17 protein-coding genes and 1 pseudogene are annotated in these 17,854 nt (G+C 65.1%); 7 read left to right on the top strand and 11 right to left on the bottom strand.

Annotated features, from left to right (window positions below; all coding sequences use genetic code 11):
- Positions 1–10 precede the first annotated feature (10 nt).
- Positions 11–199: a DUF2171 domain-containing protein gene (locus D3272_RS24520; RefSeq protein ID WP_129221871.1), complete on the bottom strand. Its 189-nt coding sequence runs from the start codon at positions 197–199 to the stop codon at positions 11–13.
- Between the two features lie 93 nt (positions 200–292).
- Positions 293–814 (bottom strand): annotated as a pseudogene (locus D3272_RS28145) (YsnF/AvaK domain-containing protein); the annotation flags it as partial.
- Between the two features lie 348 nt (positions 815–1,162).
- Between D3272_RS28145 and D3272_RS27545 the strand changes: the two are divergent.
- From D3272_RS27545 to D3272_RS24500, 4 genes are all read left to right on the top strand, one after another.
- Positions 1,163–1,303, top strand: a complete 141-nt coding sequence (locus D3272_RS27545) for a hypothetical protein (RefSeq protein WP_165361515.1) — start codon at positions 1,163–1,165, stop codon at positions 1,301–1,303.
- A 27-nt stretch (positions 1,304–1,330) separates the two neighbouring features.
- A complete protein-coding gene (locus D3272_RS24510; RefSeq protein WP_129221860.1) occupies positions 1,331–4,252 on the top strand; it encodes a response regulator in 2,922 nt (973 codons plus the stop codon).
- Between the two features lie 409 nt (positions 4,253–4,661).
- Positions 4,662–5,201: a heme NO-binding domain-containing protein gene (locus D3272_RS24505; RefSeq protein ID WP_129221859.1), complete on the top strand. Its 540-nt coding sequence runs from the start codon at positions 4,662–4,664 to the stop codon at positions 5,199–5,201.
- Positions 5,189–7,102 (top strand): putative bifunctional diguanylate cyclase/phosphodiesterase, encoded by a 1,914-nt coding sequence (locus tag D3272_RS24500; RefSeq protein WP_245496768.1) that lies wholly within the window; start codon positions 5,189–5,191, stop codon positions 7,100–7,102. Before D3272_RS24505 ends, D3272_RS24500 begins: the two co-directional genes overlap by 13 nt.
- Positions 7,103–7,512: 410 nt before the next feature.
- On the opposite strand, the gene D3272_RS24490 is transcribed toward D3272_RS24500, so the two are convergent.
- The 6 genes from D3272_RS24490 to D3272_RS24465 form a co-directional block, all read right to left on the bottom strand.
- On the bottom strand, positions 7,513–7,800 hold the full coding sequence (locus D3272_RS24490) for a YciI family protein (protein WP_165361514.1): 288 nt from the start codon (positions 7,798–7,800) through the stop codon (positions 7,513–7,515).
- Between the two features lie 204 nt (positions 7,801–8,004).
- The gene (locus D3272_RS24485; RefSeq protein WP_129221857.1) at positions 8,005–8,763 is read right to left on the bottom strand and encodes a nuclear transport factor 2 family protein; all 759 of its coding nucleotides are present in this window, start codon (positions 8,761–8,763) and stop codon (positions 8,005–8,007) included.
- 35 nt (positions 8,764–8,798) lie between these two features.
- The gene (locus D3272_RS24480) at positions 8,799–9,611 is read right to left on the bottom strand and encodes an SDR family NAD(P)-dependent oxidoreductase (protein WP_129221856.1); all 813 of its coding nucleotides are present in this window, start codon (positions 9,609–9,611) and stop codon (positions 8,799–8,801) included.
- A 55-nt stretch (positions 9,612–9,666) separates the two neighbouring features.
- The gene (locus tag D3272_RS24475) at positions 9,667–10,272 is read right to left on the bottom strand and encodes an NADPH-dependent F420 reductase (RefSeq protein ID WP_129221855.1); all 606 of its coding nucleotides are present in this window, start codon (positions 10,270–10,272) and stop codon (positions 9,667–9,669) included.
- Between the two features lie 67 nt (positions 10,273–10,339).
- Positions 10,340–10,828, bottom strand: a complete 489-nt coding sequence (locus tag D3272_RS24470) for an SRPBCC domain-containing protein (protein ID WP_129221854.1) — start codon at positions 10,826–10,828, stop codon at positions 10,340–10,342.
- Positions 10,829–11,054: 226 nt separating this feature from the next.
- Entirely contained in the window at positions 11,055–11,951 is an 897-nt protein-coding gene (locus D3272_RS24465) for a LysR family transcriptional regulator (protein ID WP_129221853.1), read from the bottom strand.
- Positions 11,952–12,168: 217 nt separating this feature from the next.
- On the opposite strand from D3272_RS24465, the gene D3272_RS24460 reads away from it, so the two are divergent.
- On the top strand, positions 12,169–12,666 hold the full coding sequence (locus D3272_RS24460) for an SRPBCC family protein (protein ID WP_129221852.1): 498 nt from the start codon (positions 12,169–12,171) through the stop codon (positions 12,664–12,666).
- A 578-nt stretch (positions 12,667–13,244) separates the two neighbouring features.
- On the opposite strand, the gene D3272_RS24455 is transcribed toward D3272_RS24460, so the two are convergent.
- From D3272_RS24455 to D3272_RS24445, 3 genes are read right to left on the bottom strand one after another with little or no spacing between them, the layout of a single operon-like run.
- Positions 13,245–14,345 (bottom strand): BMP family ABC transporter substrate-binding protein, encoded by a 1,101-nt coding sequence (locus D3272_RS24455; protein WP_129221851.1) that lies wholly within the window; start codon positions 14,343–14,345, stop codon positions 13,245–13,247.
- 45 nt (positions 14,346–14,390) lie between these two features.
- Entirely contained in the window at positions 14,391–15,053 is a 663-nt protein-coding gene (locus D3272_RS24450) for a flavin reductase family protein (RefSeq protein ID WP_129221850.1), read from the bottom strand.
- Positions 15,050–15,847, bottom strand: a complete 798-nt coding sequence (locus D3272_RS24445) for a GntR family transcriptional regulator (protein WP_245496767.1) — start codon at positions 15,845–15,847, stop codon at positions 15,050–15,052. The genes D3272_RS24450 and D3272_RS24445 overlap by 4 nt, the downstream gene beginning before the upstream one ends.
- Positions 15,848–15,982: 135 nt before the next feature.
- Here D3272_RS24445 and D3272_RS27540 point away from each other — a divergent pair, with 135 nt between their 5' ends.
- Together D3272_RS27540 and D3272_RS24440 are read left to right on the top strand one after the other, a co-directional pair.
- A complete protein-coding gene (locus D3272_RS27540) occupies positions 15,983–16,141 on the top strand; it encodes a hypothetical protein (RefSeq protein ID WP_165361513.1) in 159 nt (52 codons plus the stop codon).
- The gene (locus D3272_RS24440; protein WP_129221849.1) at positions 16,138–17,094 is read left to right on the top strand and encodes a DUF1989 domain-containing protein; all 957 of its coding nucleotides are present in this window, start codon (positions 16,138–16,140) and stop codon (positions 17,092–17,094) included. The genes D3272_RS27540 and D3272_RS24440 overlap by 4 nt, the downstream gene beginning before the upstream one ends.
- The last annotated feature ends 760 nt before the right edge of the window (positions 17,095–17,854 follow it).

The following is a 17,854-nucleotide window of genomic DNA, read 5'->3' as shown; positions in this document are numbered from 1 at the left end:
GGGAGGTCGGTCAACCCGCCTTCATCTCCGACACGGTCTTGTTCAGGTGCACGTGCCGGTCGACGTGGTCCACCCACGTGAGGGGCACGAAGTGGTGCTCACCATCGGGAGAGGTACTCTTGGCGAGCTTGATGCGGTCGGACCCTTCCATGTGATCCACTGTGCCGACCTTGGTGCCGTCGGAGGCGAACACCTCCATGTGCTCCACGATGCGACCGTTGTCGCTCCCCTCCCTGACCCCAAGCACGCCACCGACGTCCGCTGAGACGCGTCCGTCCTCGATCTCCACCTCGGTATGCCGCACGGTGTCGCGGATCGTCTCCGTCCGGTCGTGGACCTCCTTGCGCAAGTAGATTTCCTCGACGACACGCGCCTGCTTGGACACGACCGCCTCCTCGGTGAACTCCTCAAGCTCGATGGAGCGATCTCGAAACGGGTCTTCGGCCACATCCACGGCACGGTCCACCGGGCGGCGGTCGACCTGGACGGTCTCGCTCCGGAGGCTCACCCGCTCGTCGACTGCAGTTTCGACGACATGGCTCTGCACGCGAAGTTTGCCGTGGCTGACCTCGCGCTTTCCGACTTCGAGCCGCTCTTCGCAGACCGATATGACCTCGTCAGGCTGGGAGGGGACGACCGCTGGCGAGCCGAGGATCCCCGTCGTGTCCAGACGTCCTTCACCGCGATCCGCTGCCCTGTTCTGACGTTCGACGAAGTAGGCCTCCAGATCGCCACCTGCGGCGTCCTTCACTTCGGCGACCGAGATGCCGGCCGCCAAGGCCTCCTCCACGCAGGCCTTGGCCTGGTCGTGCATCTCCGCCTTCGAACCGACGTGGGCATGGTCACCCAGATTCGATTCCACCCACTGCTCCAGCCATTGGGCTACGTCGATGTTCGACATCCTGGTGGCTCCATGATCGATGCCCAGGGCTGCGCCGATGCAGCCGTCTCGCACCTGGGCGAAACCCGTTGGAGGATGAAAGGTCCCACGGTCCCTGTTCCGTCGCCCTCGGGCAAACCGGCCCGGCACGCCCCGCCGGAGATGCAGCACCATGCACGAAGAGGCGGATTGAGGTCCTGCCGTCGGTGTGCCACCTCAAGGGGCCCCGGCCGTCGTCGACGTGCCGCGACCCGCAGCGATGAGACGAGAAGGATGACGCCGATGGCCAGATCCCTGTCCGCCGATTTTGAGACCGACAGGATCTGCGGACCGAACGCCCGCCAGTTCGACACTGAGCCGACGAAGCTGAAATCCCGCAAGCGCGGGGAGGATGCTGCTAAGGTCCCTGCCGTCGCCCGCTGACCGGCGACGCAGCAGAGGCAGGGTCCAATGCCCGACGCGGCCAGGGTTCGAGACACAAAGGATGCGGGCTCGTGGGATCGACTGCGGGCGACGTCGTGGCTCGCCGGAGGCGTGCTCATCGCATCGCTCGCAATCGCGGCCTGGGGATACCTGCGCGACCGACAATTCGATGCGTCCACGCGTCATGACAATAGGCTCATCATCGCTACGGAACGCCTCCTGTCCTCGTTGAAGGACGTCGAGACGGGCCAGCGCGGCTTCATCATCACCGGCAAAGACGAGTACCTGGAACCCTACCGTTCCGGTCTCGCCGCCGTGCCGGCGGACCTCGCGACCGTGTCGGCGCTCGACGGCGTCGGCGCACAGCCGTTGTCTGATCTCGTCCGGAATCGATCGTTCGAGGCTGCGCAGGGCATCGACGCCTACCGAATAGATGGACCGGCGGCCGGCGCCGCCCACATCCAGGCGGGCGTGGGCAAGTCGTTGATGGACCGCGTCCGCCTCCAAGTCGCAGCCCTGCAGAAGGCCGCCGACGAGCGCATCGCGTCCGCGCAGCGTGGCCGAGACACGGACGACCTGCTGCGCGTCGCCTCGGCGGTCGGCCTCCTGCTGGCGTTTGCCGGGCTCGGGTCCGTCGCGGTCCAGCGACGCCGCGAGCACCGCGCCGGCCAGGCGCTGCTCGAAGGCGTGCTGGAGAACGCCCCCATCGGCCTCGGCTTTCTCGACCGTTCGCTGCGCATCCGGCACATCAACGGCGCGCTCGCCAAGATGAGCGAACGCGCACTGAGCGCCACCCCGGGCATGAGCATCTGGGAGGTCATCCCGCAGTTGCGTGACACACTGGAAGCCAAACTCGGCCAAGTGGTGGAAGGCGGCCGGTCCTTGGCCAACGTCGAAGTCGAAGCGGCCAGCAACCTGCGTCAGGACCAGACGCGGCACTTCCAGGCCAGCTTCTACCCCCTTGGCCGCACCGATAGAGGGGAGGCGAACGACGGGGTCGGCATGGTGATCGCCGACGTCACGGGGCGCAAACGCGCCGAGCGCTCGACCAAGGAAGGGGAGGAGCGCTTCCGCACCCTGGTGCAGGCCAGCGCCGCCATCATCTGGACCGCGGACGCCACTGGCGCCTTCGCCAGGGCGCAACCGAACTGGAACCGCTTCACCGGCCAGACCGCGGAGGAGGCCATGGGCTGGGGGCGCCTCGCCTGCGTTCATCCCGACGACGTCGAGGACACCCGCGCCGCATGGCGCGCCGCAGTGGCCACGCTTCAACCCATCGCTCTGGAGCACCGCATCCGCCGCCACGACGGAGAGTGGCGCTACATGGCCCTGAGCGCCGCTCCGGTCATCGAGGACGACGGAACCATCCGGGAATGGGTGGCGTCGCACACCGACATTTCCGACCGCCGGGAAGCCGAGCTGATGCTGTCGGCCGCGAAGGATGCCGCTGAGTCGGCCAACCAGGCGAAGAGTTCCTTCCTGGCCAACATGAGCCACGAGCTGCGCACGCCGCTCTCGGCCGTCATCGGCTACAGCGAGATGATGGAAGAGGAGGTCGAGGACCTGGGCGAGACGGGCCTGCTGACCGACCTTGGCAAGATCAAGTCGAATGCCCGCCACCTTCTCAGCCTCATCAACGACGTGCTCGACCTCAGCAAGATCGAGGCGAACCGCATGGACACCTTCGCCGAGGACGTTCAGGTCGCCACGCTGGTCGAGGAGGCCGCCGGTACCGTGGGCGCCCTCGTCGCCCAGAAAGGCAATGTGCTGGTGGTGGACGTGGCCCCCGGCGCCGGCGCCATGCACACCGACGTAGTGAAGCTCCGGCAGTGCCTCTTCAACCTGCTGAGCAACGCCTCGAAGTTCACAGAGAACGGCCGCGTGACGCTGCAGGTGCGCCGCGAGGGCGAGATGGACGCCACGGTGCTGGTGTTCCGAGTCGTCGACACCGGCATCGGAATGACGGAAGAACAGCTCGGCCGCCTGTTCCAGCGCTTCGCCCAGGCCGACGAAACGACGACCCGCAAGTTCGGCGGCACCGGGCTGGGGCTCGCCATCACCAAAGCCTTCAGCCGGCTGCTCGGCGGCGATATCACGGTCGAGAGCACCTACGGCGAGGGCACGACCTTCACCCTCCGCCTGCCGGCTTACATGCCGGAGCAGCAGACTTACGAGGACGGCTCGGCCGTCCCCGGCCGTGAGCACCAGGAGGACCGCCAGACCGTTCTGGTGATCGACGACGACCCGGCCCAACTGGAGCTGATGGTGAAGTTCCTGGAGCGCCAAGACTTCAACGTGCGCACGGCGTCCAACGGCCAAAGCGGGCTTGAGATCGCCCGCATGGTGAAGCCACGCGCCATCACCCTGGACGTGATGATGCCCCACGTCGACGGATGGGCGGTGTTGACGGCGCTGAAGGCCGATCCGGAACTGGCGAAGATCCCCGTCATCATGGTGACCTTCAACAACGACAATGGCCTCAGCGCCACGCTCGGGGCCGCCGATCACGTCGATAAGCCGGTACGCTGGGACAAGTTGAAGAGCGTGATGGAGCGGTTCCGCGATGCCGAGGGCGACGTCCTGGTCGTCGATGACGACCCGAGCGTGCGGGAGCGGTTGCGCACGACGTTGGAACGGCAGGGCTGGAGCGTGGTGGAGGCCGTCAACGGCCAGGACGCGTTGATCAAGGTCCTGCACGGGCCGCCCCGCGCCATTCTGCTCGACCTCAACATGCCGTTGATGGACGGCTTCGCGTTCCTCCACAGCCTGCGCGAGAAGCCCGGCTGCGCCGACATCCCCGTCATCGTCTTCAGCGCCCGCGACATCTCGGCGGCGGACCGCAGGCGCCTGCACGACGCCGACCGGATCATGGGCAAGACCACGAGTCTCAGGGACGTCACGGCCGAACTGCGCGTCCTCGTTCCGACGGGAGAGGACCCCGAAGGTTGAAGGCGTTCCTGGGTAAGGTTTGGCAACCAGGGAATCGCTGCCTGTCGTCTACTGTCCGTGCCAGCCAGGCCGGAGGGAAGGCTCCCTGATGCCTTCCCTACACCTGACGAACCCCGACATGTGATGACGCGTGAAAGGTCGGACTCGACCCAACCCGGGCGTAGCGGGGCATTTCGCACGCGCCCGAAGGCGGCCATGTGTTGCATCCGTCACTGACGAACCCCGTGTGCCCTTTGACCGGAGTGTCGGATGTCGGGGCGTTGCCTTGGTGGCAGACGCTTAAACGGCAATTCGGATACGTCCGTACCAGCTCCTTCGCACTCACCTCGTAACGAACAGTTCAGTTGTTTTCGGCACGATCGACAAGATAGGCGCTGATCGATTCCTAGCGCCGCTGCTTGGAGCATTCGTGAAAGGCGTCGTATTCAACCTTTTGGAGGAAGCCGTCACACGTTCGTTCGGCCCGGAGGTCTGGGACGACTTGGTGGACGAGGCGGACGTGTCTGGCGCTTATACTTCACTCGGCAACTACTCCGACGACGAGATCGTGCAGCTGGTGGCTGTAGCGGCCACTAAGCTGAGTCTGTCACCATCCGAGGTCTTACGTTGGTTCGGCGAGAAGGCTATGCCGATCCTCAAAGAGAGGTACGGCGCGCTCTTCGTGGGCCACCCATCGGCGAAAAATTTTGTCCTCAGTGTCAACAGTATCATTCATCCGGAAGTCCGCAAGCTGTATGCCGGAGCGGCATGTCCATACTTTCACTTCAAGACGGGAGAGGAAGGGGCGACATTGATGTCGTATCAATCATCGCGCAAGATGTGCGATCTAGCCCACGGATTCATCAAAGGCGCCTCCAAGCTATTTTGCGAAGAGGTCGATATCCACCATCTCAGTTGCATGAACCATGGAGCAGATCGGTGCTTGATGGAGGTCAAGTGGCATCAGTGAGCGAAAGCTCGTCGGCTGAAGATCTGACGCTCCAGCTTCAACGGCTCACCAAGCGGCTTGCGCGTGAGCGGCAAGCCCGGCTCAAGGCCGAGGAAATTGCCGAGCATGGTCTGCGGGAGCTTTACGACAAGCAGGAACATCTCCGCCTGCTCGAACGTGTCGCGACCCAGGCCAATCTGTCGAATTCGGTCGAGGAAGCATTTCGATTCACCCTCAAGGCCGTCCGCACTCATTGTGCCGCCGCGCTCGCCAACGTGTTTTGGCTCCGCAGTGACGAGGCTGACCTGCATCCGGCGGGCATTTGGGACACCGACGACACCCAGAATTTTTCGGACTTCCTGGACGCCGGGAAAAGCCTGACCTTCGCCCCCGGAATTGGACTGCCTGGCAGGGTGCTCCAATCTCGATCGGCCTTTTGGATGGATGATGTTGCCACCGATGCGAGCTTTCTGCGTGCTCGGGCCGCTCGAGATTGCGGTCTGCACGCCGGTTTCGCGATCCCGATCGTGGTCGGCAGCGACGTCGTGGCCGTCATGGAGGTTTTCCAGCTCACCATCATGAAGCCGAACCAGGTGCTCCTCGCAGTGCTGACGCAGATCGGGGTTCAACTCGGCCGTGTCTTCGAAAGATCGCGCTCCGAGGCGAAGCTTCGCCACGACGCCACGCACGATGCCTTGACGAAGCTGCCGAACAGGCGTGCCCTCATCGAGAGAATGGAAGAGGGTTTCTGGCCCAAGCGTCGTTTCAAGCTGCTGCTGATCGACCTGGACCGATTCAAAGCCGTGAACGACACATTTGGTCATCCTGTCGGTGACTTGTTGCTCGTGCAGGTCGCTGATCGGCTTCGCGCCGTCGTCGGCCAGAAGGGTTTCGTCGCCAGGCTCGGTGGTGACGAGCTGGCGACGCTGGTGGAAGGCGACTTGGATCGCGCCCTGGACGTGTCTCATCAGATCACCATGTCCTTCAACGAGCCCTTCGACCTCGGTCGGGCCACGGTGCGCATCGGCTGCAGCATCGGCCTCTGCTGCACCGACGATGCGGCCAGCGTCATGGAACTGGTGCAGCTATCCGATATCGCTCTCTACGAGGCCAAGCGGAACGGGGGTGGGCAGACATCCTGCTACCAGGTCGGGATGAAGGAGGCCGTCGCGGAGCGGCACAGTCTCGAGAGCGACATGCGGATCGCCATGGGTCGCAGAGAGTTCCATCTCGCCTATCAGCCCGTCATGACGCTCTGCGATGACCGGATCATCGGCTATGAGGCGCTCATAAGATGGGATCATCCGGTTCGCGGCTTGGTTCCCCCGGCGAGCTTTATTCCGGTGGCCGAGCAATCCGACCAGATCCTCGCCATCGGACGGTGGGTGTTGGAGGAAGCCTGCCGCGAGGCAGCGACATGGATCGATGACCGCCACGTCGCCGTCAACGTGTCTTCTGTCCAGTTGCGGTCACCGCGCCTCTTGGAGCACCTCATTTCTGCGCTGACGACGAGCGGTCTTCCCGCTGACAGGTTGGAGATCGAGGTTACCGAGACCGCTCTGATCGAAAGCGGCGAAAAGGTCAGCGAAATTCTGACGGCCATTCGTACGCTCGGCGTGAAGGTCGCGATGGACGATTTCGGCACGGGCTACTCGTCCCTTTCGCACCTGCGTCAGCTTCCCTTCGACCGCATCAAGATCGATCGCAGCTTCGTCGCGAACGCGATGACCGATCAGTCTTCCATGGCGGTCCTGAAGGGCGTGATCCAGATCGGCCGGGATTTGGGCGTATCGACGCTTGCGGAAGGTGTCGAGACGAAAGGTCAACTCGATCTCCTCCGTTCGCTCGGCTGTGACGTCATCCAGGGTTACCTCATCGGCAAGCCGACTCGCATAGCGCGCCAAGCCATGGCGGCTGCATGATCCTCTCTTGAACGCACTTGCCACGAGCGATGCTGATGGAACCGGCGAGGGCCCCTTTGCGGGATGACACACGACAACATCGGCCCCGGCCCGCTCCAGGCGATCCACTTTCTCGGCGAGGTAGATCCTCGCCTCGTCCCGGAGGTCACGGCGCACGAAGTGCTGGATCTTGGCGAAGTTGACCGAAACCACGACGATCTCGCCGTTGTCCCAGCCGCCCAAGCGTGCGTTCAAGCGCTCGTTGATGAGCCGGTAATACTCGCCGGTGGCCTGATTGCTCATGTCGCCGAGGACGCCGATGGTGGGTTGGCGCAGGGCCGGTTCGGCCCAGAACTCATGCAACCCTCCTTGGCGAGGTCGCGTGATGCGACAAGGTTCGCTTCCGGTTACGTGGCGCCACCGAATCCCGCCTATTTCGCACCTTTCGCGTCTTGAGCTGACCAATAAGCGGTTGGACGTATGGTCCAACTCGTGATCGCCTCGGCTTCGAGGAGCGGGTCTCCCTCGACGATCCGTTCCGCTTCTTCGGCGCTATCGGCGTCTAGCACCCACACGGGTCCGGCATCGTCCGAAAAAGGCCCGGCCGCACGCAGCTGACCGTTTTCGAGGAAGGTGTGGAGGTGAGCCCGATGAGCAGGATGGACGGCCTCCAGGCGATCTTTGTCGGTTCCGTATTCGATCATGGCGGCGTACTTCATATGACCTCCGATCGCTTTCTGCGGAACGTCCGTCTTGCCGGCATCGGAGTCCAAAAGCAGCCGTTCCGCTTCCCACCCAATCTCGCTGTCCGGCCGGAGTCGACCCATCTCGGGCGTACAAGGGAGCTTTCCCCATCCTCCGAAGCAGCCGGTCGTGGCCCGGCCATGTCATGGGGCTGGCGACGGCGCCGGCGTGATAGTGGCTCAGATTAGGCCGTTGCTATTCATCCATGCCTCACGGGGCGGAATCGCTTGCGGGAAGCCCCAGTGCTCGACGAGCTTGCCGGCCGCGACCCGGTAGAGGTCGATGTAGGCGCAGGGTTCGCCATCGTGTGTTCCCCTGGCTGCGATGAAGACGAGATCGCCCTGGCCCGCGAACAATACGATCGCGTCAATCGTCTTCGACCGGACCAGTACGGCCAAATCCAGCGTGAAGGCCGCGACCCCGTCCCGGACGCCAGGCTCGTGGCGGATCTGCTTACCGTCCGCCATGTAACGATAGATCCGGTCGTGTTGCCCGCCGAGGTGCACGGTCTCGTAATAGTCCCGCACGAGGGCCTTCGTCCTGTCCGTGTCCTGATTTCCGTCGGACTCGGTCGGCCCGTCGGTCTGCGAGTGTCCACTCGCGTTCGGGGGAGCGACGGGTGCCGCGAAGCGCCAGTGCTCGACGAGGAGACCATCCGCGAACCGGAACACGGCGAAGAACACCTCGCCCTCGTCGCCGACGCCGGTCCAGCCATGGACCACGACGAAGGGGCCGTCCTCCAGAACTCTGACGATGTCCGGGCGGTCGTCGCCCGTCGCCCGGCTCGCCTGCGCGCACAGGCCGGCGGGCCCGTCCGCGATCAACGGATCGTGCTGGACGAAGCCGTCGGGGCTCACGTGCCTGATCGCCAGATCCGCGTCACCGGATGCGACGGCTCGCAGCAGCGCCGTCGCCTTTTCGATATTGGTCGCAGCCATCCGTCGTCTCCCGCCACCACCGGCGTCGCAGGCCGCTACGCCACGAACCGGACCACGCCGCCGTCGACGCGGAGTGCCGCCCCGCTGGTCGCGGAGGCCTGCTCCGAGCAGGCGTAGACGATCATGTTGGCGACCTCGACGGTCATCGCGAACCGCCCGAGCAGGCTGGTCGGCCGGGCCGTCTTCAAGAACGCCTGCTCGGCCTCGTCCTGCGTGATGCCCTGCGCCTTGGCCTGCTCCGCCATGAAGTCGCCCAGGATCTCGGATCGGGTCGGGCCGGGCAGGACGGCGTTGACGGTGACGCCCGTCCCCGCGACCGCCTCGGCCAAGCCGCGCGAGACGGCGAGCTGCGCCGTTTTGGTCATGCCGTAGTCGAGCATCTCCTTCGGGATGTTGACCGCCGACTCGCTGCTGACGAACACGACGCGGCCCCAGCCCCGCCGCACCATCCCAGGCAGATAACGGCGGCTCGCGCGCACGCCGCTCATCACGTTGAGCTGGAACAGGCCGAGCCAGTCTTCGTCGGAGATCTTCGCGATGTCCTCGATGCCACCGTACGGCCGGAGGTAGGCCATGCCCACGTTGTTGACGAGGATGTCGGCCTCCGGCACCTGCGCGACCAACGCCTCCACGCCCTCCGCCATCGACATGTCCGCGGCGACACCGGACACGTCGCTGCCGGGAACCGCCTGCCGGATCTGCCGCACCGCGTCGTCGACGCGCGCGGTGCCGCGCCCGTTGACGACCACCGCGGCACCGGCCCGTGCCAGCCCCTCCGCAGTCGCGCGGCCGATCCCGGCGGTCGATCCGGTGACGATCGCCTTGCGGCCCTTGAGATCGATGATCATACCAGCCTAGCCTTTCGACGGTTGAGAGCGAACTGCGGAGCCGCGGCTCACGACATCAGAGTTTGTCGATCTTGACGAGGTCCTGGAAGTTCAGCGGAGACCAGCCGTTGCCCCGGGCCTGGGTGAGGACGGCGCCTTCGGCGAGACTGCCGAGCGAGACCGGCGCGTAGCCGAGCCGCTCCATCAGGGTCTTGGCCTGCAACAGCGCGGCCTCATCGTCGCCGGCGATGAAGATCACCCGACGGCCGCCTCCGACGCGCGGGTCCGCCGCCAGCTTAGCGGCGGGGAGATGATTGAAGCCCTTGACGAAGCGGGCGCCCGCGAAGGCCTTCGCCACGACGGCCGAGGAGGTGAGGCCGTCGAAATCCTCGAGGGGCGTGCCGTAGGCGTTGGTCGCGTCGATTACGAGCTTGCCGCCCCAGCTCGCGGCCGCCTTCGCCACCTCTCCATGTTGCGAGAACGGGACGGCCAGGATGACGGTGTCGGCCGCGAGCGCCTCCGCCAAAGGCTTCGGCGTGACCCTTGGTCCGATCGCTGCCGCTTGCTGCGCCAGCGCTTCGGGCGGGCGCCGACCCGCCACGACCACGTCGATGCTTTTTCGGGCGAAGGCCGCGGCGAGCGCCTGGCCGACGGCGCCGAAGCCGATGATGGCGTATGTCATGACGGTCTCCGATGTCGATGGGATTGGGGCTGACGGCGGCGGCGCGCGACGGCCCGATGGGGTCGCCTCAGGCGCGCTCGCGCTCGATCGCGACCCGGGCGAGGTTCTCGAGCAGCGTCTCGTGCGTGCGCCAGAAGATGTCGGGCGCCGGCTTGGCGAGTTCGATCCAGAGCGGGCCCTGCATGGTCTCCTCCGTCCACAGGTGAGTGCCGGTCGCCGTGGGGGTGATGATCCAGGCATGGTAGGCGCGGGAGACCGGCGACGCCTTCGGGCCGCCGCCCCAGGCGATGCGCGTCATGGGCTCGAACTCCTCGACCGACCCGACGACGTCCTGGCCGGCCAGGTTGGTTTCGAACCGTGTGCCGCGCCGGAACGTGTCGTGGCTGTCGAGCAGTCGGACCCGTTCGACCCCCGGGTAGAAGCTCGGCCAAGCCCGGGTGTCGGTGAGCAGCGACCAGACCGTCGCGGGCGACGCCGCGACTTCGCGTTCGTTCGTGAAATGGATGGGGGAGCGGCTGGGGGTCATGTCCTCCGGCCAGTGGATCGCTTCGAACATGTCGCCTCCGGACATCGTGCTGGAAGGTCGGCAGGCGGTTCGACCCGGCGGAACGTGCCGGCCGCCGTCGCTCCGACGGCGGCGGACCCGCTCGCCCCGCGCCTCGACCAGATCTTCGCGGTGCATCCAACGTGGGCCTGACGGAGATCGGACGGGACTGAGGATTTCCTCACATCGGTTGTGCGATCTCGCACCAGTGCCGGAGTGTCCGCGAGGGCGGAGGCGATCAGTCGACGGGGTCGATCCGTCCCGCGAGCAACGGCACGTAGGCGGTCAGCCGTCGCGACACGAAGTCCGTGAAGAGCCGCACCCGCTTGGTCTTGCGCGTCTCGCCCTGCGTGAGTATCCAGAGCGTGCCATGCGGGCGCAACCTCGTGCCGGGCACCCGGGCCAGCAGCGGATCGGCATCACCGACGAAGCAAGGGAGCGTCGTCATGCCCATGGCCTTGCGCACCGCGACGATCTGGGCGTCCGCACTCGTGGTTCGGAACGGGACCTCCGCTGCCGGGATCTCCCCTCCATGCGCCCAGTTGTGCAGGCCGACGTTGTCCTTGACGATCCAGCGGACGCGCTCGCATTCCCCCGTCCGCCAAGCCGCCAGCAGGTCGCGAGACACGTAGACGCCACTGTACAGCTCCGGGCCCTGCAGCCCATGGAGGTTGGGCGGCAGGGTGTTGCGATCGTAGACCACCCGGATCGCGACATCCGCCTCGCGGTTGGTGAGGTTCACCGGCTCGTCGAGCGACAGGACGCTGATCTCCACCTCGGGGTGCAGCTGAGCGAAGGCGGCGAAGTCCGGCATGAGGAGATGCGTTGCGATCGTTGGCGCCATGGTGACCCGCAACAGCCCACGCACGCCCTGGTCGCGGCCGATGATGCGCGCCTCCAGCTGGTTGGAGGATGCCTCTATCTGCTCGGCGAGTCCGAGCACCTCCTGGCCTGCGCCGGTAATGCGGTAGCCGGAGGGAAGCCTGTCGAATAACCGCGCTCCCAGTCGATTTTCCAGTTGAGCAACGCGTCTGAGCACGGTCGCGTGGTTGACGCCGAGGCGCTCGGCGGCCGACCGGACCGAACCGCCGCGAGCGACGGCCAGGAAGTAGCGGACATCGTCCCAGTCGATCATGCGTTGTCCCGCACCGCGCCTCGCGCCCGTCCATGCCACGGGCGGCGAACGTCGCAGCCGGATCGTTTTCGCACAACCCTTGTGCGCCGTCCCGCACTGAGCGTTCCACGGCGGCGTCCTACCTCGCAGGTCGTGAACCGCGGGCGTGATCACGATCGGGTTCGAACGCCCCGGCGCCCCCGCGCCGTCGTCAGCCCACGAGAGCAGGAGAACGGACATGCTCAACCATGTGATCTACCCGCCGCAGTACGATCCGCGCATCTCGCCGATCTACGCGCTGAACGAGATCGACGTGAAGGCGCCGGCGGACGTCGTGTGGAAGCTGCTGGTCGATGCCGAGAACTGGTCGCGCACCTTTCCTCCCGAGGATCAGGTCAGGATCCTGAGCGGCGAGCCCGAACTGGCGCTCGGAACCCGATGGACCCGGGTGACGATCGGCTTTCTCATGCACCTCGTCGTTACGGAGTGCGTGCCGGGCCGCAGGATCTCGTGGTCGACGACCGTCGACGGCGACGAGACAGGGTCGACCGCCTTTCACGGCTGGGTCATTACGCCCACGCCGGATGGGTGCCATGTGCTGAGCGAGGAAACGCAGCAGGGCCCCTGGTTCCTCGAGCAGCTCGGGCACAAGCACCCTGGCGGCCTGTACAGCTACCATCAGGACTGGGTCGTAGCGCTTGCGCGCGCGGCCGAGGCGGCCGGGACCGCTCGATAGCTGACGACGACCGCACGGCCGATCATGCCGTCTACTCCCGTGAGAGGCTGAGGACACAGCGACCTATCGTCATGTCGGCATGGAACCCGCCGGTCCGCCGCCACCCTGCCTTGCAGTTCGGCGGGCAACAGCCGGAGTCGACCCACATCGGTCGCGCCCTGGCCATATAACCCTGCGCGGAAGCAGCCGTATTTGTCGAAGCCGGTCTCTCCGCCGTGAGTGCTCGGTTCCGGACTGCCGCGTCCAGCACATCCTGACGTTAGCCGGCGTTCGCTGATGATGAGTTCGATGTAGGCACACCCGGCGCAGATCGACTCGCATCTGTCGTGATGTGGGCGTAAGCGAAGGTCGACGGCGCGCATTGGGGTCTGGAACGAGGCGAACTCCTTACCATTCTTAGGGACAAGGGTCGGGAAGCGAGATGGCCCACCATGGACCATCCGCCAGCAGGTATTACATTCTCGGGAGTTGGCCGTTCCGGCGCCCCTGGTAATTCACCCGTGACCGCCGCCGACCTTCTCCGATAACCTACGGTGCTATTTCCTTGACGCCCTACAGCGACAGCGGCGCGCCCATGGTCACGTGATGGAGCCAACGACACCTTCGATCAGGAAGTCGGTCTTCCAGAGCGCAGGGTCATAAAGGCCCAAGGTGCCTGCGATGACCTGGTTGCCGCGATTGTCCTTCAACGGTCCGATGAAGATCGGTGCGCCGCCCTTTACGGCCACGATAGCCTTGGTAGCGGCGGCTTTGGCGCCTTCAGTAGCGCCGGCGCCGAAGGGCGAGCTTTGCACCATGTCATTGTCGTAGCCGCCGTCGTTCACGTTCGGCAACGCCTGTCCCTTGGCGATCAGGGCTGCATATTGAGTATAGACCGTCCCCCACTTGAGTTCCGCGCCGGTGATGAAGCCCTTCGGCGCGAGGCTCGAAAGGTCGGCATTGTGGCCGCAGGTCTTGACCCCGCGCACCTCGGCGATTTGCACGCAAATCTTGGGGCTGTCGACGTGACAGGCGATGACGTCGCAGCCCGAGTCGATCAGCGCGTTAGTGGCTTCGGCCTCGCGGACCGGCAACGACCAGTCCCCAGTCATGACGAGATGGACCGACGCCTTCGGGTTCACCTGCTTCACCCCGAGCGTGAAGGCGTTGATGTTGCGCAACACGAGAGCAATCGGTTTCGCCGCCACGAAACCGATCTTGTCGGCCTTGGTCGAAAGCCCGGCAGCGATCCCGTTCACGTAATGCGCCTGGTCGAGGTAGCAGAAGTACCCGCCGAGGTTCATCGGGTGCTTGCTCTTGTCCCAGAGCGAGGTCGGGTGACGAAACTCGACGTCGGGGTTGGCCCTGGCCGCATCAATCATGAAGGGATCGAAATACCCAAAGGACGTCGGGAAAAGGAGCTTGGCGCCGTCGATCTTGATCATGGATGCCATGGTCTTGGTCACGGCATCGGTTTCCGGCACGCGCTCCTCTTCGAGCACCGTGACGCCGGGCAGAGCCTTCAAGGCCCTCGCTCCCACCGCATGCGACTGGTTCCAACCGAAGTCGTCCTTCGAACCGACATAGATCATGCCGATGGTCACCCCCTCAGCAGCCTCGACAAGGCGACCCGACGCCAGCAGAGCCGAACCGGCTGCGGCCCCAAGAAAGCCGCGGCGCGTCAATGCAAGACCCGTCATCCCCGTTCTCCTCTCATTTCGGCCGGTCCTGCAGAGGAGCGGCGATCAAGTAGCGGTGCGCGCCTCGGCTTCGCGCCGCTCCCACTCCGCCACCGACAGGGTGGGCAGATCGAATTGGTCGCGCGTGCGCGCGTAGCCGTGTCCACCCAGCCGGCCGATGGCATCCATACGGTGCTGGTCGACGTGTTTGCGGACCGGGTCCACGGCATCATCGCGGATGAAGCAGCCGACCACCTGGCCGAGGATGATATCGCGGGACTTGCCCAGCGACAGTGTCGTGTGGCGCCGGCATTCGAGCGAAGCAGGCGCTTCTCCGATACGGGGGCATCGCACATGAGTACCGGGGACTGCCGTGAGACCGGCGCGGGTGAGTTCGTCGACGTCGGGCGGAAACGGCACCGCGCAGACGTTCATGCCGTCGAGGAGCGCGTCGTCGACGATGTTGACCGTGAATTCCTCGGTCACCCGGATATTGTAGGCGGTGTCCTTGAACCGCATGTCGGGATGGTTCTCGACCCCGATCGCCACGATGGCGGGATCGGCCGACAGCACGTTGAAGAAGCTGAAGGGCGCCGCGTTCGGCTGGCCGTATTCGTTGACCGTGGTGACGAAGGCGATGGGTCGAGGAATGACGACGCCGATGAGCAGCTTGTAGCGGTCCCGCGCCGACAGACTGTCGAAGTCGAAACGAGCGTGGGTGTGGCTCATGCGGCCCCCCCTCTCGCCTTGCGTCCGCTGGGCGTCATCGCCACCACATTGAGCGCCCCATCGTCTTCGCCGTAGCGGGACAGAATGGTGCCGAGCGCCACCTCGGTGCCCTGCAACTGATTCAGGAGCGCGCGCTGCTCGACGGAGCCGACATGCGTGTCCATCAGCCGAACCGCGGTCTCGATATCCTGGCGCCGCAGGGCGGCGATGATCTCGGAATGCTCGCTGACGGCGCATTCGGATGAATGCGGGCGGCCGTATAGGGCGAGGATCAGCGAGCAGCGGGTGACGAGTTCCCCGAGAGCCCGCTCAAGCACCTTGTTTCCCGACAGGCCGGCCAGCAGCGTGTGGAACTCGCCCGCGAGACGGATCGACACCCGGTCGTCACGCCGCGCCCTTGCGGCTTCCTCCTCGCGCACATGCCCCTCGAGCACCGCCCCGAAGTCCGGACGCCATCGCCGGACAACCAGCGCCACCGCCTCCCGCTCCAGCGCGCGGCGCACCTCGAAGACGTCGCGTGCCTCTTCCAGGCCCGGCCGCGCTACAGTGGCGGTTCGCCTCACCGGCGCGTCGACCAGCCCCTCCGCCGCGAGCCGCGCCAGCGTCGAGCGGGCCAGCGTTCGGCTCATGGCGAAATGCTCTCCGATCTCGTCCTCGGGCAGTTTCGCGCCCGGGAGGAGAGCCTGCTCGATGATAGCTTGGCGGAGCGCCCTGTAGGCGCGATCGGAACGGGGCGATGGCTTGGACATGACCGACTTCAGTTGCGTGATCGACAGCTTCGTATACGCAATCATCGAGCGCAAGTGCACGCGATGCAGTGATTATGAGCATCGATGCCTACCTTTTTGACTTGTCGCTCCGTCGTTTGTCTCCGTACTCTGACAAAGGAACCATCACTCCCGTCGATCGCGTATACACGGATGCTCGCCATGGCCGGTAGGGTCGTCACCCTGAAACTCAACCGTCAGCAGCTCGAACTGCTCGACCGCACCATCGCCGAGGGTGTTGCGCCGGATCGCGTGGCGCTGGTCCGGCTCGCCCTGCGCGAACTGGCGGTCCGGCAGGGTGGCACGGTGGCCCGCCCATGAGCGCGCGCAACATCCTATCCGAGTGGACGATGCAGCCCGGCACCGGAAAGGCGATCGAACTCTTGGCAGGGCAGATCCTGCGCATCGAGCAGGTGGAGGGCCTGCAATGCGTCGACTTCAACTGCTTCAATCTGCACGACTACAAGGAGTTCATGCATTGCGGACGAACCCGCACCGTGCATGGCTTCAACCCGTCCAAGGGAACTTTCATGTGGTCCGCGCCCCCTCGCGAGCGAGCGATGCTGTATATCTTGGAGGACACCGTCGGTCGGAACGATGTCCTGTTCCCGCGTTGCAGCGCCTATGTCTATGAAAGCGCCTATGGTTTCGACGCTCACACCAACTGTCACGACATCCAGGCCGAAGCGCAGCGCGAATACGGCCTGACGCCAGATGATGTCCACGACAGTTTTAATCTGTTCATGTGTACGGAGGTCACCCTCGATGGGCGGGCCACGATCACGCGTCAGGCCTCGAAGCCCGGTGACCACGTCGACCTCCTGGCGCTCGTCGACGTCCTGGCCATCCCCAACGTCTGCGGCGCGGACGTGATGCGCACCAGCAACTTCGGGCTGAAACCTATCAAACTCACGGTGTTCGAGGCGACGGCCGCCGATCTGAACGGGGTGCCGAAGACGCCGATCCTCAGAAGCCAACGCACCCCGAAGGACTTCCGCCAGCCTATGATCAAGGCCGACCGCGCACTGGTGCGCGACCCAAGCTATGTGGCGGCCTTTGTGAACGTGCCACTCGTCGTTGAGGAGGTCAGCGTCGTGCTTGATGACGGCGAGGCCGCGATGCTGGACGCGCTGCGCCTCCCGGTCTACGGCACGGACGACGGATCGGCCCTCCGGGACGTCCTGTTCACCTGGTGGGAGCAGCGCTTTCTCGGCGCCGCCGAGGCCGGCGCGCCGGCCATTTCGGCTCCCGCGCCACATCCCGGAAACGGCTAGAGCTGGAACACCTGAGCGACCTTCAGGATCTGCACGGCATCGCTAACGATATTTATGCACGCCATAGCAGATCGAGTGAGGTCGCACGGCACCATGACGGTGGCTCCGTGCTGGATTTTCCATCGGGTTACGTCTCCCGCGTGTCGATGCGGACCCGGCCGAACCGCGGACGGCAGCGCCAAAGAGACCTTGAATCTCGGGCGAGCGCTCTTCTTAATCGCAACGCCCTCGCCGGGGCGGCGGCCATCGTCACCGCGGTACTGGACAGGAAGCGAGAAGATGGGCCCGATCGGCGCTGTCCCGATCCGGCTGTTCGATTTGGGTCCCGGAATTTGCCGTTGGCGTGTTCAGAATCGCCTCCCCGATACCGGAGCGCTCGAGGCAAACCCATATTGCGCGGATGTGCAAGGTCGGTCCGATGTCGGAACGGTTCGAGCGGCACCCAGCGTCCGATTTCCAGCTCCCGCTGTCTGAAAGCGGCCCGACCGCCTTCCACCCACTTCTGCTGTACGGCTGAAGTCGACATTTAGGACGGTGGAGGCCAGTCAAGGCCAACTCCGAACCAGACATTCGCCGTTCAACTACGCGAGCTGTGATACGTCGATGGAGTGAGCTTCTGCCTTGGCTCGCTCCTCCCATGTGCTCTGCACGAGGTCGACGGCGGTGCTGGAGCCCATCGTCGCCGACCTCGATTCCCTGCACCGCGTTCAAGCTCAATATGGCGTCGTTCGGTGCAAGCCGGCTGGGTACAAGAGACCTG

It is taken from the genome of Lichenibacterium ramalinae (genome assembly GCF_004137085.1).
Taxonomy (GTDB): Bacteria; Pseudomonadota; Alphaproteobacteria; order Rhizobiales; family Beijerinckiaceae; genus Lichenihabitans; species Lichenihabitans ramalinae.
This window is presented reverse-complemented; position numbering and strand designations above follow the sequence as displayed.

Excerpts from the sequence above, each read along its gene's own strand:
- D3272_RS24520 (WP_129221871.1), bottom strand. The coding sequence starts at position 199 with ATGGAGGTGTTCGCCTCCGACGGCACCAAGGTCGGCACAGTGGATCAC.
- D3272_RS27545 (WP_165361515.1), top strand. The coding sequence starts at position 1,163 with ATGGCCAGATCCCTGTCCGCCGATTTTGAGACCGACAGGATCTGCGGA.
- D3272_RS24510 (WP_129221860.1), top strand. The coding sequence starts at position 1,331 with ATGCCCGACGCGGCCAGGGTTCGAGACACAAAGGATGCGGGCTCGTGG.
- D3272_RS24490 (WP_165361514.1), bottom strand. The coding sequence starts at position 7,800 with ATGAAGTACGCCGCCATGATCGAATACGGAACCGACAAAGATCGCCTG.
- D3272_RS24485 (WP_129221857.1), bottom strand. The coding sequence starts at position 8,763 with ATGGCTGCGACCAATATCGAAAAGGCGACGGCGCTGCTGCGAGCCGTC.
- D3272_RS24480 (WP_129221856.1), bottom strand. The coding sequence starts at position 9,611 with ATGATCATCGATCTCAAGGGCCGCAAGGCGATCGTCACCGGATCGACC.
- D3272_RS24475 (WP_129221855.1), bottom strand. The coding sequence starts at position 10,272 with ATGACATACGCCATCATCGGCTTCGGCGCCGTCGGCCAGGCGCTCGCC.
- D3272_RS24470 (WP_129221854.1), bottom strand. The coding sequence starts at position 10,828 with ATGTTCGAAGCGATCCACTGGCCGGAGGACATGACCCCCAGCCGCTCC.
- D3272_RS24465 (WP_129221853.1), bottom strand. The coding sequence starts at position 11,951 with ATGATCGACTGGGACGATGTCCGCTACTTCCTGGCCGTCGCTCGCGGC.
- D3272_RS24460 (WP_129221852.1), top strand. The coding sequence starts at position 12,169 with ATGCTCAACCATGTGATCTACCCGCCGCAGTACGATCCGCGCATCTCG.
- D3272_RS24455 (WP_129221851.1), bottom strand. The coding sequence starts at position 14,345 with ATGACGGGTCTTGCATTGACGCGCCGCGGCTTTCTTGGGGCCGCAGCC.
- D3272_RS24450 (WP_129221850.1), bottom strand. The coding sequence starts at position 15,053 with ATGAGCCACACCCACGCTCGTTTCGACTTCGACAGTCTGTCGGCGCGG.
- D3272_RS24445 (WP_245496767.1), bottom strand. The coding sequence starts at position 15,847 with ATGATTGCGTATACGAAGCTGTCGATCACGCAACTGAAGTCGGTCATG.
- D3272_RS27540 (WP_165361513.1), top strand. The coding sequence starts at position 15,983 with ATGGCCGGTAGGGTCGTCACCCTGAAACTCAACCGTCAGCAGCTCGAA.
- D3272_RS24440 (WP_129221849.1), top strand. The coding sequence starts at position 16,138 with ATGAGCGCGCGCAACATCCTATCCGAGTGGACGATGCAGCCCGGCACC.